Here is a 15,534-nt window from a genome sequence, read left to right as displayed (position 1 = left end):
TGGCAAGTTGAGTGATTGTGGATCACTGCCGCGATCAAGCAAGGTGGTTGCTTATACACGCCTTTCAGATCGATGACCTTGACCTAATTTTCCAACAGCAAAGCCCAACAACAAACCACCTAAGATTGCAGCTCCCCAAAAACCATATTTATCAAGCCAATCAGTGGAAATCAGCTCGACACTTTCAGTGTCGCGGTATATTTTCCGCAAAATAATTTCACCGTCATAATTCACTTCTTGTGTGACCGACACATTCATTGTTGCATTAGGTCGTTCATTTAGACCACTTAAACGCCAACGGAAATTGAGTTGATCTTGATTAACAATAGACTCAGCTTCTGCAGCACTCATCATATTTAAGGCGCTGTCGACAAATAGCTCGGCATAATAAGTTTGACCTTGAACGGAATTTTCTACATTGGCAGATAATTGTATTTCAAACGTATCATGAAGATTTGCAGAGGTAGGCAATGACCATCGAACATTGGTCAGCTCGCTTTTAAGTTGGTTTTGTAGGGATAAAACAGCCCCTTCAAAGGGAATAAGGTTGTTTACTTGATTTTCAAGTAAGGCTTTTTCTTCAGCCTGTACAACGGATTGAGCTTGTAGTGTTTTAATTGCTTGGGCGGAGGAATCATTGCGCGCTCTAAGCTCTGCTAGCTTAGCCATCATCTGCTCTTTCTCGGTTGCGCTTGATTGCAGCTTCTGAGCCAAAGCTTCAGCCTTGCCTTGTTGTAATGCCAATCCCTGTTTAAGTTGCTCCAACTCACGCTCAAGCTCACGATTACGCTGCGTTGCTGTTTGATAGGTAGACTCAATTGATTGTAGCTGCTCACCTAAATCGTCTTCTTGACGTTGAAGAGCCGCTTCTAATTTCACGACATCAGATTGGTACCCTGAAATCAAATTGTTTTGCGCCGACAGTTCGGCCTGCAATCGCGCTACTTTCGCTTCTAATTGCGCGCTATTAGAAGCCGCACTGGGTGTTGAATCATCCGCTGCAATAACAAGCCGCCCTTTTCGATGTAACTCGGCATTTTGATTTTGCAACGTATCGATAACATTGCTTTGTACGCGAATTTTATCCCATAGCACTTGGTGCTGAGCACGCGCCTCTGACAATGCACCACCAAGCGTTAAATTCTCTTGCCCTAAGGAGTCCAAGGTTTCAGCAAGCTGAAGGTTTTTGTCTTGCAGCATTTTATACTGACTTTTAAGGTGCGCATGCTCAACAGAAAGATCTCGATAACCTTTTGACAAAGCAAAGTGTGCGCTGTCTAAGGTTCTGAAGCTCTTATTAAGCGTCATAAAATCAACTTTACGCTCTGAAATCGTCTGCTGAGCAGTCTGAACGTCACCTTCTAAGCGCTCAATTTTAGATGTGAGTCGATCGTTCTCCAAGCGCAGTTGATTATACTGAATTTCCAAGGCATCACGCTCAGCTTCGACCTGACGCATCTGAAGCAGCAAGCTGGCTTCTTTGCCTCCCTGCATTAATTGAGAAAGCTGGCGATCTTTATCATCTAACTTAGCCGTCAAACGAGCCATTTGATCGGCATTCTCAGTTAATTGTTGACGCAATGCTTCCATTTCAGAACGATTATCTGAAGACGAAACCTGTTCGGAAGTATTTTGCGAAGCCGCTGGCACAGAGTGCAACTTGTTTTGTTGAACAGCGCTGTCTTGATATGTTGTTTGGGTGCTACAGGCAGTTAAGACAACACCTAAGGCGACCGGCACAACATAGCGATATGGCTTTTTCATTATTATTACTCCCACTCCAGCTAATCTTCTTATTCCGAAAGGTAATCATTTTATTGTAGTGTGCTTACTTGACGTTTACCTTACAAAAAAAAGCGCTGGTATGACCAGCGCTTTTCTATTATTTAAGCAAGGCTTTTAGATACCACCTCATAAACGTCTTTTGAGAGATCTTCTCTTGCGATTCGCTCCAGTTCTGCTTTCATTTTCTCAGCTAATGCTGGCACCATGCGCTGCCAACGAGTCAATGGTGTACACAGGCGCGATGCAATCTGCGGATTACGCTTATTCATCAGAATGATTTGGTCTGCCAAAAACGTATAACCGCTGCCATCAAGATTATGGAACGTCGCCACATTTTGACCAAGACCACCTAGCACCGCACGCAGTTTATTCGGGTTCTTGATGTCAAAATTTGGGTGAAGCATTAACTGCTTAATTTGCTCAAGACCGCCATCTTGTTCACGTGCAGCACTCAACATTAGCCATTTATTAACCACTAATGATTCATGCTTCCATTGCTCGAAGAAGGCGTTTAGTAACTCATCTGCTTCCGCTAATTCAAAGTGCACAATGCAACTTAATGCTGCAAACTGATCCGTCATATTATCCGCATTGCGGTACTGACGCACCACTGCGCTTTTCGCTTCTGCACTGCCTGACGCCACCCAGTACATCAAGGCGGCATTTTTCAATGAGCGCTTCGCGATTTGCTCGGCACTTGCTTGATAGTCAGCGGTTACCGTATTGCTTTTGTACACCTGTTTGAACTCGGCCTCTAAAGCCTGAGCAGTTAGTTGACGAAGGTGCTCGCGAGCGGCTTTAATGGCCTGCGGGTCAATCTCATCCGCTAATTCAGATAGGTAAGCTTGGCTTGGTAATGACAAAATCAACGCTACCATCGCGGGGTCAAGTGTTTCATCTGCAAGCAATGATTTAAACCCATCGACTAGACGAGTGTCAGTTGACAGTGCTCCGCCTTGTTGGAACTGCTCAACAAAACCATTAAGCTCATTGACAGCCAGTTGCTGCGATGCACTCCAGCGGTTAAAACCATCAAGATCACCAGACATCAATTGCAATAGCTGTTCAGTGCTGTAGGAATAATCTAATTTCACTGGCGCGGAGAAACCGCGCAGTAGAGATGGCACAGGTTTCTCAGATACGTTCTCTAACACATAAGTTTGTTCAGTATCATTAACATGTAACACCACTTCGTCGATACTTTGGCCGTCAAAGGTAAAGCTTAATGCTTGGTTGTTCTGACCCACAAGCCCTACTTTCACTGGCACATGTAGCGCCAGCTTAGTCGGCTGGCTAGGCGTTGGCGGCGTCATTTGGTCAATGGTTAAATGATATTCCTGAGCTTGCTCATCATAATGATCCGTGACCTTTAAACGCGGCGTACCTGCTTGAGAATACCAACGCTTAAACTGACTCAAATCAACACCGTTAGCCGCTTCCATCGCATTAACAAAGTCATCACAAGTGACTGCTTGGCCATCATGACGCTCGAAATACAAGTCAGAGCCTTTGCGGAAACCTTCTTCTCCCAACAGCGTATGAATCATACGCACCACTTCAGCACCTTTTTCATAGATCGTCAGTGTATAGAAGTTTGAGATTTCGATAAATGAAGCGGGGCGAATCGGGTGCGCCATTGGGCTAGCGTCTTCGGCAAACTGCGCCGTCTTCAGAAAAGACACATCTTCCACACGTTTTACGACGTCTGAATGTGTATCCGCAGAGAACGACTGATCACGGAAAACGGTAAAACCCTCTTTAAGGCTCAGCTGAAACCAGTCACGACAGGTGACACGGTTACCCGACCAGTTATGGAAGTATTCATGTGCAACAACTGCTTCAACACGCAAGTAACCGTCATCAGTCGTTGTTTCAGGGCTTGCCAATAAACAACTGGAGTTAAAGATATTGAGGCCTTTGTTCTCCATTGCGCCCATGTTGAAATCATCAACAGCAACGATCATAAAAATATCTAAATCGTATTCGCGACCATACACTTCTTCGTCCCATTTCATAGAACGCTTTAAAGAGTCCATTGCAAAGTCGACTTTGTCGATGTTGTGCTTCTCGGTAAATATCTGTAGTGCAACCTCTCGACCACTCATGGTGGTAAAGCTGTCGTTCAATACTTCTAAATTACCCGCAACCAAGGCAAATAAGTACGCAGGTTTTTTAAACGGATCATGCCAAGTAACAAAGGTTTTACCTTCTTCAGTTTTGCCGCGCGCCACTTCATTGCCATTTGACAGCATCACGGGATAACGTAACTCATCGGCAATAATTGTTGTGGTAAACACCGACATGACATCAGGACGATCTAGGTAATAGGTAATATGACGGAAACCCTCGGCTTCACATTGGGTACAAAACATTGAAGATGAACGGTACAGCCCTTCAAGTTTGGTATTATTCTGTGGCTCGATCAGCGTCTCACAAGTCAGGACAAACTCATCAGGCGTTGCGGTAATCACCAGCTTGTCATTTTTAATTGCGTACTCTGCTTTGGGAAGCGTGTAATCATCAATCGCCACACCAATTAGCTTCACATCCTCACCGCCATTCAATTCAAGCGGCGATGTACGAGCCTCACTTTCAGGGTTACGACGCAGATGCAAACGCGAAGTAACAATCGTTTGTGTTTCGTCTAAATCAAACGTCAATTCCGTTTTATCGATTAGAAAATTTGGAACTGTGTAGTCTTTTAAAAAAATTGCTGACGGTTGTTGCTCTGCCATGATTTGGCTCCTATAGCGTAAAGGCCGCTTCGTATCCGGTGTATTTCCGTAAATTGATAACCCCTGTATCAAGTATCCAATATTGGCCCTTAATGCCCATTAACGTGCCTTCCACTAGGGGCGTTTTTTCAGCATTGATACTTGTCACTTTGGTTGGGTATTCTAAAACAGGGTAGTCGAATTCATGCGTCACATTATCATCATCAAGCTCTTGTATGGCTTGCAATCCGAATTCATTTTGCAGGCTATCTAGCCCTTCCCAAAGCCTATTAATCAGTCGTTCCTGTTCCGCGGCTAGATCAATAGTCAGATCACTGCCTTTAAGCATGTTGCGCCAATTAGTTTTGTCTGCCACTTCACCTTTAAACAAGGTTTCTACCAAGCCAGACATGCGACGGTTATCTACTAGAAACATCGCTCGAGCCTGAGTTGCCCCCTGATCTAACCAGCGAGTGGGCAATTGATCACCACGCGTAATGCCAACTTTCAAAGCGGTTGTATTTGACAAATAAACATAGTGGCTCTGCATACAGAACTTTTCAGCCCAATCAGGCTCGCGGCATGTACCTTTGTGGAAATGACATTTTTCTGGGCTCATAATACAAGTGTCGCACGCGGCCAGTTTTTTGAAACAAGGGTAACAGTAACCCTGGCTAAACGACTTATTACTCGATCGACCACAGTGGATACAGTTAATCTGGCCGCTAAACTGAATCGACACTTTTTGGCCAATTGCCTGTTCTAAAGGAAGCCGTTCATCATTCAATCTGAGTTGATAGCTGACTTTGCCATTTGAATCAGCGCTGGCCATCATTTTTCTGAGATTACCATGCGTCATTTTTTTGCATCCGGGTTGCTGACCCATTTCACAGTGTCATGTTCTAGTGTTTCTTTCTTACTACCGCAGCTGCTGTGCACTTCTCGGTCAATGTAGCCAACACGCTGCTCTTCAGGTTTGTTCGAGTAGTCATAGGTAATAACCGCTTGCATACAGAGTTCAACCTGTTCTGGTGTTAACTTGACACCATTAGGCCATTTCCCTAATTCAACAGCCTGCTTTAAGCGCCCGTAAATTTCCGGGGTCATGTTATCGATCATATCTTTAAAATTCATAAGTCACTCACACCCAACTCTTGTTGGTTACATCAATTTTTTCTGAATAACTTCCATATCACGCTATAGAGCCCAGCAAAGGCCAGCCCTGATACCAAACCCAATAAATGTGCTTCATTTGCCACAGACCCTAAACCAAATACTGATAGCACATCGGTATAACCAATTAATAACCAGACAATAAAGAATGCCATTAATGGCTTCGAAATGATCACTGGCCAGCCACGAATTAGAATTGGCATCACCCATGCGAAGCCCACTAGTCCATAAACTAATCCAGATAATCCACCAAATAGGGGGTATCCATTTATTAAGTACTGGCCAACATTACTGGTAACCATCACAAATATTGCAAAGATCAGCCATACAAAAGCCCCCGTCAGACGTTCAACTTTTCGACCTACTTCCCACACCCATAGAGCATTGAAAATTAAATGAGCTGCACCAAAGTGTATAAATGCAGGCGTAATCAGTCGCCAATACTCACCTTTTGCTAATACTTCTGTAAGTGGGTCGAACTGAATACGATTTCCAATAATGTCGAAAGAAGAAATCGTAAACCATTCTACGGTATCAAGATAATCACCAAGTCCTGTGACGAGACCAACAACGGACGTTAAAATTAATAACGCCAAAGTCATAGGAGATTTGTGCCAATCTTGAAAACTATTGGGACGATTTTTTTTTGCTTTGGGGCGGTCATTTTCTGACAGTGTCACATCTGGATCGTGCTGCCAAAGCTGCAGGATATTTAGTGCTTCTTCACTGTCCGAGGGGTCTAGGATCCATAATTGATCATGGCCACTAGCTTGAACAATACGATGACTGATTCGTTGCTGCCAAAGCAGTTTACTGAGATTTTGAGGGTGTTCGTTGACAGCAAATTCGTAGATTAAAACCATAGTTTTAGACCGCCTCTATTGGCGATAGCTTGATTGCCATCCTAGTTTAGTACGGCAGACATCATAAAAATCATGATCTTTAGGATGTATCAAACGAATAAAGCCTTTACGACGAGTAATGTGAATTTCATCACCCGGAGCGGCCGTGATATTTAGCTGTCCATCACAACTAACACTGGGGTAGGTAAGGTTAGACTCACAAACCACGATGCGAATCTTAGCATCAGCATCAATCACAATTGGACGATTACTTAAAGTATGTGGGTGCATCGGCACCAGCACCAAGGCATTGAGTTTTGGCAACATAATTGGGCCACCTGCAGATAAAGCGTATGCAGTAGAACCCGTTGGAGTTGCCACGATTAAACCGTCTGACTTTTGATTCATGACAAACTGATCGTCAATAAAGAGATCAAAACGAATCATACGGGCAGATTTACCTGGGTGAAGAACCAAGTCGTTCAACGCAACCCCTTCACCACTTGGACGATTTTGACGTTTGATTTTGGCTTCTATCATAAAGCGTTTTTCTTCTAAGTACTCACCACGAAGAATTGGCTCCAACTCTTTCTCAAAATCGGTGGGTGAAATGTCCGTCAAAAAGCCTAAGGTGCCACGGTTCATACCTAGCACAGGAACATCGTAATCAATGATGGCTCTTGCAGCACCGAGGAAGCTGCCGTCGCCACCAACAACCATCACTAAATCACAACAGTCACCCAGCTCTTTCAGCGGCGCGGCCGAAATTTGAGCACCTGACATCATTGTCGCCAAATCTTCTTCTAGCACAGGTTCAACCCCTTGCTCGATAAGAAAATCGGTTAGGCGTGTTACTGTCTCAAGGATTTGTGGTTTATCTAAGCGAGCGATAATACCAATTCGTCTAAAAAGACTCATTTAATCAATCTTTCCTGTCACTGATTTGCTCTCACTAGCCTTTGATTTAAGCACTAGCCATTTATTGCAATTAAATATCTATTGGTTTCAAACAATTATGGATAAACCAAATTACGTAAGAATGTAACACGAAGCTAAAGGCTTAGCTATTAGGCAACCGATCAGGCAATGTGAATTAACACGAATATCGCTCAGGGTCGCTGTATGGCTGCTGATCTTTTTTCACCCCTAACCATCCTTGTAACCCACCAGTGTGAACAAATAATGTACGCCTGTGAGGCCAAAGCCCTTTATTTTGTAATTGATATACTTGATAAACCATCTTAGAAGTGTAAATGGGATCTAATATTATACTTGGATTTAACCTGTAGAGCGTTCGTAGGAAATTGACCAGCTCTTTACTTATACGCCCAAAACCACCATGTAAGCACTCATCATACGTCGACAACTGTGCCGTAATATCTAAGCCAGCTTGTCGACACAAAGACTGAACATCTTCGGTAAGATTGTGCGTCCCCTTTAAAGCCGAAAAAACGCTAAGCGAATCGATGCCTGAAGATGCAAACCCCGCTGCAGTCGCCCCCGTGCCACTTGCAACACAAAAATGAGCACCTTCTGCTTTGGAATGCTGACTTATGGTTTTAGCCCAATCAAAGCATCCCATGACACCCAAGGGGCCTGCCCCACCCTCTGGCACCCAGTAAACATTAGAATAATAGCTATCAATGGTCTGTTTTATTTCAGACGCTAACCCGAGGCGATAATCTTGTCGAGTACTTGGAAACAGTACAGCACCCGAAGCAACAGCTGACTGTAACGTAGGCGTTAGTTTTGCCCAAGTTTCGCCACGAACAACAATCAATGGCTTTAACCCATGTAACTGACAACTAGCAACCAATGCGGCTACATGATTAGAATGCGGTCCACCAAATGTAGCAACATATTGACACCCTTCACTTAACGCCTGCTGCATATGATATTTAAGCTTATGCTGCTTATTACCGGGTGCAATATTACATTCCAAATCGCCACGATAAATCAAAAACTCATTACCGGAATCATCAGGCGGACCTGGCATCAATAAAGTATCAAACTGCAAAAAGCCCCCCAAAAGGTCGCTATGAAGCAAAAACAAAACAATTTAAGTCGCTTCATGAATATTTAGAATGTTGTTAGTACTATTTTTTCATCTAAAAGCCGCCATTACACGTATTTTCTTTGATAGAATCATTTCGCAAAGTTTGCACACATCGGAGAACACTACATGATTCCTAAACTGTCTGAGGTCTCGCCAGTACAAGCTAAATACCTCGCATTTATCGAGCGCTTGAAGACCTCAGGATTCCAAGGGGACACCAATCCAGATTATGCCAATCGAGTCGTACTTTCGACCGACAACTCAATCTATCAAGTCCTACCCCAGGGCGTTATTTATCCAAGCTCAGTGGCAGATATTCAACTGCTAACTCGCCTTTCTAATGAAACAGAATTTCACGGTATTGTTTTAAGCCCTCGCGGCGGCGGAACGGGCACTAATGGACAATCTCTAACAGATGGCCTGGTGGTGGACTTATCCAAGCACATGAACAAAATCCTTGAGGTAAACGTCAAGGAAGGTTGGGCACGTGTACAAACGGGTGTAGTCAAAGATCAGCTGAATAAAGCAGTTGAGGCAGATGGCTTATTCTTTGCTCCTGAACTGTCTACCAGTAACAGAGCAACCATTGGCGGGATGATCAACACTGACGCAAGTGGTCAAGGCTCGGTCATGTACGGTAAAACTCGTGACCATGTGCTGGAGTTAAAAACAGTACTTTTGGATGGTGAATTAATCAGTAGTGCTCCTATCGATGAAGACTCACTCAATACCATTAAGAAAGGGTCTGATTACGCGGCCCACGCACACAGAGTCATTGATACCATTGCACAGACCAAACAAGATGCTATTAATGACTCCTTCCCAGAACTGAACCGCTGCATGACAGGCTATGATTTAGCGCACATACGCGACGATAACGGCCAATTCAACCTTAACAACATCCTTTGTGGCTCAGAAGGAACACTTGGCTTTATCGTAGAAGCAAAAGTAAATCTTCTCAAAATCCCTACCTTTGCGACCTTAGTCAATATCCGGTACAGCAGCTTCGAAGCCTCTTTACGCCATGCTAAAGAATTACTTAGCGCACAGCCGACATCAATTGAAACCGTCGACTCTAAAGTGTTGGGATTGGCTAAAGGCGATATTATCTGGAATTCGGTTGCAGAATTTTTTCCAGAACAATCTGGTGAAGATGCTCAAGGCGTTAATCTTGTTGAATACACGGGTGACAATGAAGCTGAAGTAATAGCCCGCGTTAGAATTCTAACCGATCGACTTGATGCGCTTAGTGCCGATCCAAATGCCAGTGCTCTTGGCTATACCGTTGCAAACGGTCACGATAACGTAAATAAAATTTGGGGCATGCGTAAAAAGTCCGTTGGCTTATTGGGTAACGCCAAAGGCGAAAAGCGCCCTATCCCGTTTGTTGAAGATACAGCGGTACCGCCTGAACATCTTGCTGACTTTATAATGGAGTTTCGTGACGTATTAGACAGTTATGGTTTGACCTATGGCATGTTTGGTCATGTAGATGCTGGTGTATTACATGTGCGGCCTGCTTTTGATTTAAAGGATGAGTCGCAAGAACCTATGATCCGAGAAATCACGGATAAAGTAGTCGCGTTAACTCAGAAATATCATGGGCTGCTTTGGGGCGAACACGGCAAAGGCGTTCGTTCAGAATACTCTCCAGCTTTTTTTGGTGATCTGTACCCGTGCATCCAACAAATCAAAGGTGCTTTTGATCCTCGTAATCAACTTAACCCTGGTAAAATCGCCACACCTTATGAATTAGGTGCAGATTTACTTAAAATCGACGAAGTGCCAATGCGTGGCCAACTGGACCGTCAAATTCCATTGATCAATCGTGATCAATTTAAAGAAGGTATGTACTGTAATGGTAATGGTGCCTGTTTTAATTTTGACCCAAACGATGCTATGTGTCCGTCCTGGAAAGGAACCCGTCAACGTATTCACTCACCCAAAGGTCGCGCCTCTTTAATGAGAGAATGGCTTCGAGGCATGAGCGAGCAAGGGGTTGATGTATTAAAAGAAAGTCACAAAACACGTCACACAAGCTTTCTTACCAGCTTTATTCCAAAGCTACGCAATACATTGGCAAAACGACGTGGTGAATACGACTTTTCCAATGAAGTGCATGAGTCTATGATGGGCTGTTTAGCGTGTAAATCGTGTGTCGGCCAATGCCCGATAAAAGTCGACGTGCCAGAGTTTCGCGCCAAGTTCTTAGAACTGTATTACAGCCGCTACCTTCGACCCGCAAAAGACTATTTTGTAGGTTCTTTGGAGTATATGATGCCAACGATGGCTGCTTTCCCTCAGCCTTATAATTGGATGGTAGGGAATCGTTTCACCAAAGGCCTAATCAGCAAGGTAATTGGTTTTGAAGACAGCCCCAAACTATCGAAACATAACTTAAAACGCGAAATGTCCAGTCGTGGCATTCGTTTAGCGACACCTTTGGCCATTGAAGCATTAAGCCCAAAAGACCGTAAACGTGCCGTAATTGTTGTTCAGGATGCTTTCACCAGCTATTTTGAAACGGAACTCGTGTTAGATGTTATGGAACTATTAAGTCGCCTTGGCTTTCAGGCCTATTTAGCGCCTTACATGCCCAACGGTAAACCATTGCATGTACATGGCTTTTTGCGACCTTTTGAGAAAGCTGCCAAGAAAAATCTGGACATGCTTCAAAATTTAGCATTTTACGGACTTCCCATGATTGGTATTGATCCCTCTATGACGCTAACGTATCGCTCTGAGTATGCTAAGACTTTCGGCACCAGCCGCCCCATCCCTAAAGTTCAATTAATGCAAGAATGGCTGGCAAACCAATCTACCCATCTAGAAAAACAAGCCATTTCAGTAAAAGACGAGACATTTCATATGATGGCTCACTGTACCGAGAAAACCAATGCAGCGCCGTCTATTAAAGACTGGCAAAGTGTTTACGAGCTCTTAGGGCTAAAGCTAGCCGTTGAAAATGTCGGCTGTTGTGGTATGGCAGGTACATATGGCCATGAATCTAGTAACAAGCCAACCTCTGAGGCAATTTACAACTTGTCATGGAAAGAGAAGGTTAACGATCCTACACTGAATAATAAATTGGTCGCAACGGGTTATTCTTGCCGCTGTCAAACAAAGCGCATGGATGATGTTAGCGTTAAACACCCTGCTCAAATACTACTAGAACATATAAAAGCTGATTTAGCTTAACGCAAAAAATCCGTATCATGCCAATAAAGACCAGACACCCGTCTGGTCTTTTCTTTTTCAAGAAGAGATTAGCAATGTCCTTAGTATACGAAACGCAGGATGAACACGGTGTCATTCGCGTATTTGACGATGGTAAATTTCGCACACTGTCATTTGCCGATGGTGACGAACAAAGTCGCATCAATCTAAAGCAGCCACATGTGCTGCAACATGAATATACCCAAGCCATGTTATTGGCGTTAATTGACCGCAAGCCAAAACGTGCCTGCGTATTGGGATTAGGGGGTGGCGCGCTAGTCCATGCGCTGAGTAAAGCCGTGAGCGGCATACACATTACGGCAGTAGAGCTAAGGCCTGAAATTATTGCCATTGCAGAAGAATTCTTTCGCTTACCTAAAAGTAAACGAATAGAAGTGATTACGGAAGATGCTATTGAGTTCGTTCAAAATAATAAGTCAAAGAAGTTTGATATTTTGTTTACAGATTTATATCAACACTTTGGTATGGACAAGCGTGTTGCCACGCAAACCTTTTTGGAACAGGCCAAAAATCAGATTAAAGAAAATGGGATGCTAGTATTAAACTGCTGGGATGAGCACCAGTACCATAGTGACCTTAAACACTTTTTACTTGAGCAATTTAACACCTTGACAGCGTTGGACACAGGCTGTGGTAATTGGGTTGTATTCGCTACAAATGTTCCCCACAATCTGAACCTTAAAGAACAAAAAGATCAGTGTTCGCAATTAACTCAAACACTCGGTTTTAATTTAAATAAATGGCAAAGTCGGCTAGAAGAGGTTATTTGACATAACCTCTTCTACAAGCTCATTACTCCAATACAGAATTAACCAGCTCAACGGCCTCTTGTTCCAGTTGAGCTAAGTGAGACTCGGAGACAAAGCTTTCTAAATAGATCTTATAAACATTCTCTGTACCAGATGGCCGGGCAGCAAACCAACCATTGTCGGTAGAGACCTTTAAGCCGCCTATTGCTGCATCATTGCCCGGCGCATGGGTCAACTTACTTACGATAAGGTCGTCCGCCAAACTTTGCGCATGCACAGAGTTCGCTTCTAGCTTTGAAAGAATCATTTTTTGTTCAGGTGTTGCAACAACATCAATGCGCTTATAGTAAGGCTGACCAAATCGTTTAGCCTGCTCCTCAGCTAACTGAGCAGGATTTTTGCCCGTGACAGCTAATATCTCAGCGGCCAACAAAGCCATAATGAAGCCGTCTTTGTCTGTTGTCCAAACAGTGCCATCTCTGCGTAAGAATGAAGCCCCCGCACTCTCCTCGCCACCAAAGGCTAAGGTACCGTCGAATAGACCATCAACATACCACTTAAAGCCAACAGGCACTTCACACAACGTTTTACCTAAATCTGCCACTACACGATCAATCATTGCACTGGATACCAACGTTTTACCATATTGGATATCAACAGGCCAATCTCGATGTGTCGCCAGATACTCTATGGCCACTGCAAGGTAGGCATTAGGATTCATTAAGCCATAACCAGGACAGACAATTCCATGGCGATCGTAATCGGGATCATTCCCGACGGCTACATCAAATTGATCTTGAATCTTTAGAAGGTTTGCCATGGCATAGGGCGATGAACAATCCATACGAATACGCCCATCCTTATCAAGTGGCATAAACGAGAACGTAGGATCTACACGATCATTTACAACGTCAATATTTAAACCATAGCGCTCAGCAATTGGTTTCCAGAATCCAATGCCCGAACCACCTAACGGATCCACACCAATACGTACATTGGCTTTTTTAATAGCGGCCATATCAATAACATTATCTAGGTCACTAACGTAATGCTCAATGTAATCAAATGGCTCCACAAGATCACTGCTTAGCGCCTCAACGACTTCAACCTGCTTGACGCCTTTCATGTCATGCCACATAAGCTCGTTAGCGCGCTCCGCTATCCAGTCGGTAATATCTTTATCGGCCGGACCACCTTTAGGTGGATTATACTTAATACCACCATCTTCCGGGGGGTTATGAGACGGCGTAATGACGATACCATCAGCACGCTCAGGTCGCGCCGATACATCGCGATTGTGCGTTAGGATGGCGTGCGAAATAACCGGTGTAGGCGTATAGCCATCGTCTTTTTGCACTCGAACGGTTACATCGTTTGCAACCAACACCTGTAACGCGCTAGTAAAAGCCGCTTCAGACAGTGCATGCGTATCTTTGCCAAGATAAAGCGGCCCTTCAATACTGTGCAACTGCCTGTATTCACAAATTGCCTGGCAGATCACGAGAATATGCGTTTCATTAAAACTTTTAGTAAAAGCACTACCACGATGCCCAGACGTTCCAAAGCTGACTTTCTCGGCATCAAACTGTGCATCAGGATGTAAAGTGTAATAAGCACTAATGAGCTTAGGGATATTAACCAATGACTCATTTGGAGCGAGCTGCCCTGCTTGAGGATGAATTGCCATATTATTAAAGCCCCTTAATTAGAAAGTTGATCGTTTTATATTCCTGAATTACTTTGCCGCTTGCAACGCCTATTGAACGTAAAATCAATAATTTAGCTATACAAATTAATCTGCAACATCAATATCTACCATTAGAACGTTACCGTTTTTAAGGCGCACTGCTGCTGTTTTACAATGCCTACCAGAATGAATATCAAGGTATTCATTCGACACAATTGCAAACTTTGAACAACAGGCTTGGCTAAAATAAGGCCGCCAAGACCAATTAACAGCCACCCAAGGTGTCTGTTCGTCTACAAAGTTCCCTTCAGAATTAAGAACATAGTTGGGGGATTGCTGATATCCTTCCATGTCTGCAACAAAATACCGTAAAATCCCCAGTATAGTCGCTAATTTAGCCTCTACTTTGTGCTTTACACACACACTTTCCAAATCGAGGGCGACCACAGCTTCAAGTGTTTTTACTAGGAAATTGTAACGCTCAGATGCTTGAAGTGTGGATTTTTTCTTGCGCTCAAAAAAGCATTTTCGTAAGGTGCTGATTTGGGATTGAAATGTTTCTTTGGCCAGAAAAATGGGCTGTGCAGAAGAAAATAGATATCCTTGCATGTAGTGAGCACCGCAACTTAGTCCATAGAAAAACTCTTCTTCGGTTTCAACGCCCTCCACTACGATGATAGCACCACTTTTTGTGCAGAAATCTACAATGCTTTTAACCGCAGAGCCCGCGAGTAAACCACCCACTGACGCCTGCTTTAACAGCCTCATATCAAGCTTAATTACATCAGGTTCAACAGCGATTACCCGATCAAAATGAGAAAAGCCTGAACCAAAGTCATCTATTGCTATACGCATACCGGCCCCTCGATAAGCCGTAACTAGTGTTTTAAGATCTGATAATTTTCCTTCTGTCTCAAGTAGTTCTATAACCACCTGATTAGGATGAAGGTTAGACCTAGCGATCATATTTACTGTATGAATAACAGGGGAATGCTCTTCGTATTCAATCAGCTCAGGGGAAATATTTAGAGTTAGACGAGTATCGTCAGGCAAAAGCGCTGCCTTGGCAATTGCCTGAGCTCTTACGTGCTGATCAATTTCTCTTCTTTGCTGTAAGGATAACGAGGTATCACTGAACAAAAAAGCTGCTGAAGTCACATTACCCTGATCATCAACATAACGTGCTAATGCTTCAAACGCAGTTATACAGCCTGAAGAAACCTCGACGATAGGCTGAAAATAGGGTACTAAACCCACTTTCAGCGATGCCATCTCGGCTTTAGTCATTATC

Annotated in this window: 11 protein-coding genes; 2 read left to right on the top strand and 9 right to left on the bottom strand. The window is 43.7% G+C overall.

What is annotated here, in order from left to right; translation table 11 throughout:
- Window positions 1-51: 51 nt before the first annotated feature.
- The 7 genes from AYW75_RS11050 to AYW75_RS11020 all read right to left on the bottom strand — a co-directional run bounded on the left by AYW75_RS11050 (window position 52) and on the right by AYW75_RS11020 (window position 8,531).
- Complete coding sequence (locus AYW75_RS11050; protein WP_067099389.1) at window positions 52-1,764, bottom strand: coiled-coil domain-containing protein; 1,713 nt, start codon at window positions 1,762-1,764, stop codon at window positions 52-54.
- A gap of 122 nt (window positions 1,765-1,886) precedes the next feature.
- The gene (gene pepN / locus AYW75_RS11045) at window positions 1,887-4,520 is read right to left on the bottom strand and encodes an aminopeptidase N (RefSeq protein WP_067099388.1); all 2,634 of its coding nucleotides are present in this window, start codon (window positions 4,518-4,520) and stop codon (window positions 1,887-1,889) included.
- Window positions 4,521-4,530: 10 nt separating this feature from the next.
- On the bottom strand, window positions 4,531-5,358 hold the full coding sequence (locus AYW75_RS11040; protein ID WP_067099386.1) for a DUF2797 domain-containing protein: 828 nt from the start codon (window positions 5,356-5,358) through the stop codon (window positions 4,531-4,533).
- Complete coding sequence (locus tag AYW75_RS11035) at window positions 5,355-5,633, bottom strand: YeaC family protein (RefSeq protein WP_067099385.1); 279 nt, start codon at window positions 5,631-5,633, stop codon at window positions 5,355-5,357. Before AYW75_RS11035 ends, AYW75_RS11040 begins: the two co-directional genes overlap by 4 nt.
- Window positions 5,634-5,665: 32 nt before the next feature.
- Window positions 5,666-6,535 carry a rhomboid family intramembrane serine protease gene (locus tag AYW75_RS11030; protein WP_067099383.1) on the bottom strand — a complete coding sequence of 290 codons (870 nt, stop codon included), beginning with the start codon at window positions 6,533-6,535 and terminating at the stop codon, window positions 5,666-5,668.
- Between the two features lie 15 nt (window positions 6,536-6,550).
- Window positions 6,551-7,432: an NAD(+) kinase gene (locus AYW75_RS11025; RefSeq protein ID WP_067099381.1), complete on the bottom strand. Its 882-nt coding sequence runs from the start codon at window positions 7,430-7,432 to the stop codon at window positions 6,551-6,553.
- A 175-nt stretch (window positions 7,433-7,607) separates the two neighbouring features.
- On the bottom strand, window positions 7,608-8,531 hold the full coding sequence (locus AYW75_RS11020) for a 1-aminocyclopropane-1-carboxylate deaminase/D-cysteine desulfhydrase (RefSeq protein WP_067099380.1): 924 nt from the start codon (window positions 8,529-8,531) through the stop codon (window positions 7,608-7,610).
- A gap of 165 nt (window positions 8,532-8,696) precedes the next feature.
- Here AYW75_RS11020 and ydiJ point away from each other — a divergent pair, with 165 nt between their 5' ends.
- Together ydiJ and AYW75_RS11010 are read left to right on the top strand one after the other, a co-directional pair.
- The gene (ydiJ, locus tag AYW75_RS11015; RefSeq protein ID WP_067099378.1) at window positions 8,697-11,768 is read left to right on the top strand and encodes a D-2-hydroxyglutarate dehydrogenase YdiJ; all 3,072 of its coding nucleotides are present in this window, start codon (window positions 8,697-8,699) and stop codon (window positions 11,766-11,768) included.
- 74 nt (window positions 11,769-11,842) lie between these two features.
- Window positions 11,843-12,577 (top strand): spermidine synthase, encoded by a 735-nt coding sequence (locus AYW75_RS11010; protein WP_067099376.1) that lies wholly within the window; start codon window positions 11,843-11,845, stop codon window positions 12,575-12,577.
- Between the two features lie 22 nt (window positions 12,578-12,599).
- Here the strand turns inward: AYW75_RS11010 and pgm are convergent, their stop codons facing one another.
- The gene (gene pgm / locus AYW75_RS11005) at window positions 12,600-14,243 is read right to left on the bottom strand and encodes a phosphoglucomutase (alpha-D-glucose-1,6-bisphosphate-dependent) (protein WP_067099374.1); all 1,644 of its coding nucleotides are present in this window, start codon (window positions 14,241-14,243) and stop codon (window positions 12,600-12,602) included.
- Window positions 14,244-14,348: 105 nt separating this feature from the next.
- Window positions 14,349-15,530, bottom strand: a complete 1,182-nt coding sequence (locus AYW75_RS11000; RefSeq protein WP_067099372.1) for an EAL domain-containing protein — start codon at window positions 15,528-15,530, stop codon at window positions 14,349-14,351.
- Window positions 15,531-15,534: the final 4 nt, after the last annotated feature.

Source organism: Marinomonas atlantica (assembly GCF_001639725.1).
Classification (GTDB): domain Bacteria; phylum Pseudomonadota; class Gammaproteobacteria; order Pseudomonadales; family Marinomonadaceae; genus Marinomonas; species Marinomonas atlantica.
The sequence above is the reverse complement of the archived record's forward strand: the minus strand, read 5'-3'. Positions and strand labels throughout refer to the sequence as shown.

Excerpts from the sequence above, each read along its gene's own strand:
- AYW75_RS11050 (WP_067099389.1), bottom strand. The coding sequence starts at position 1,764 with ATGAAAAAGCCATATCGCTATGTTGTGCCGGTCGCCTTAGGTGTTGTC.
- pepN (WP_067099388.1), bottom strand. The coding sequence starts at position 4,520 with ATGGCAGAGCAACAACCGTCAGCAATTTTTTTAAAAGACTACACAGTT.
- AYW75_RS11040 (WP_067099386.1), bottom strand. The coding sequence starts at position 5,358 with ATGACGCATGGTAATCTCAGAAAAATGATGGCCAGCGCTGATTCAAAT.
- AYW75_RS11035 (WP_067099385.1), bottom strand. The coding sequence starts at position 5,633 with ATGAATTTTAAAGATATGATCGATAACATGACCCCGGAAATTTACGGG.
- AYW75_RS11030 (WP_067099383.1), bottom strand. The coding sequence starts at position 6,535 with ATGGTTTTAATCTACGAATTTGCTGTCAACGAACACCCTCAAAATCTC.
- AYW75_RS11025 (WP_067099381.1), bottom strand. The coding sequence starts at position 7,432 with ATGAGTCTTTTTAGACGAATTGGTATTATCGCTCGCTTAGATAAACCA.
- ydiJ (WP_067099378.1), top strand. The coding sequence starts at position 8,697 with ATGATTCCTAAACTGTCTGAGGTCTCGCCAGTACAAGCTAAATACCTC.
- AYW75_RS11010 (WP_067099376.1), top strand. The coding sequence starts at position 11,843 with ATGTCCTTAGTATACGAAACGCAGGATGAACACGGTGTCATTCGCGTA.
- pgm (WP_067099374.1), bottom strand. The coding sequence starts at position 14,243 with ATGGCAATTCATCCTCAAGCAGGGCAGCTCGCTCCAAATGAGTCATTG.
- AYW75_RS11000 (WP_067099372.1), bottom strand. The coding sequence starts at position 15,530 with ATGACTAAAGCCGAGATGGCATCGCTGAAAGTGGGTTTAGTACCCTAT.